The sequence below is a fragment of the Johannesbaptistia floridana genome (assembly GCF_057440575.1).
Genome location: NZ_JALKVM010000398.1, coordinates 1 through 1,008, shown reverse-complemented (window position 1 = coordinate 1,008; position 1,008 = coordinate 1). Strand labels below are relative to the sequence as shown.

The window sequence follows — 1,008 nt, the reverse complement described above, 5'->3', positions numbered from 1 at the left end:
TAGAGTTGTTGATGTATGAAGATCAAGCAGTTAGCTGGAAATTCCATAATCCTGCTGCTACACCAGCTACTTTCGAATAAAGTTCTGCATCTCTGCATCTTAAACGATCAGATAAAAATCGATATCTTTTTAATCCGCCAATTGCATGCTCTACCCTAATTCGTATTTTACTTACAGACTTATTATGGATTTTCTGTTCTTCTGTAAATTCAATTTTAGGATCGTTTTTTGATTTCCTTCTTGGCCTTTTATGAGGTATAAACACCTGTTTAATTTGATAATCCTTTTCAATCCCCAGGAACCCTAAATCGACATATAATCCCTGTTCATCAAACCATAAGCCATTGTCAGGGTCAAACTCTGATTTCATAATTGCATAATCGTGGGAGGATCCACAATAGGGCTGGCTTAAGTATAAGATTCGTCTATTCGTGTTAGCCAAAACCAATAATTTTATTGTATGTCCTTTTTTTTGCCAGAGTAATCATCTTTCTGATCCTCCTGATCCTGAGGGCGTTGCCTCCTTTGCTCACTTGCATCTAAAAGGACTGTTTCATGTTCAGCCATTTGGGATTTGAAGTCTTGAAGGTTTTTATAAAACCGCTTTGGCATATAGCCTAACCGTTGAAGAGTCATCTCTAGAATTCTCAGGGAGAAGGTTTGCTGCCGAAAGGCACCGCCCCGGTCCATATCAAAACTCAAGCCTAATAAATCGTAAGTTAACCCACTTTTAATGCTATATAAAATGAAAAAAAGGAGGTCTTCATAGGTCTTTAATTTGCTCTTACTTGTTGAAGAAGATTGACGTTCTTCTAGAGTTTCTCCCAAAAAGTCTTCGTATGTAATTTTAAATTCTTTGACTAAGTCAAAAAACTGATCTTTATTCAGGCCTGTTGAAGCTCTCCATTGCCGGTCATTGCGGATATCTTTGTAACTTATTGCCATTATTTTCTTTTGCCCTAAATATACGATGTTTGATTTTCAATGGGTTAGCTTACAACAACTCTA

General features: G+C 36.8%; 2 protein-coding genes. Both read right to left on the bottom strand.

Annotation, left to right across the window (positions count from 1 at the left end; translation table 11 throughout):
• Positions 1-22 precede the first annotated feature (22 nt).
• The gene (locus MW688_RS22575) at positions 23-442 is read right to left on the bottom strand and encodes a transposase family protein (RefSeq protein WP_486738272.1); all 420 of its coding nucleotides are present in this window, start codon (positions 440-442) and stop codon (positions 23-25) included.
• 11 nt (positions 443-453) lie between these two features.
• A complete protein-coding gene (locus tag MW688_RS22570; RefSeq protein ID WP_486738271.1) occupies positions 454-945 on the bottom strand; it encodes a hypothetical protein in 492 nt (163 codons plus the stop codon).
• Between the last annotated feature and the right edge of the window lie 63 nt (positions 946-1,008).

What these genes read in the sequence shown, in the direction of transcription:
- MW688_RS22570 (WP_486738271.1), bottom strand. Translation starts at nt 945, where the DNA reads ATGGCAATAAGTTACAAAGATATCCGCAATGACCGGCAATGGAGAGCT.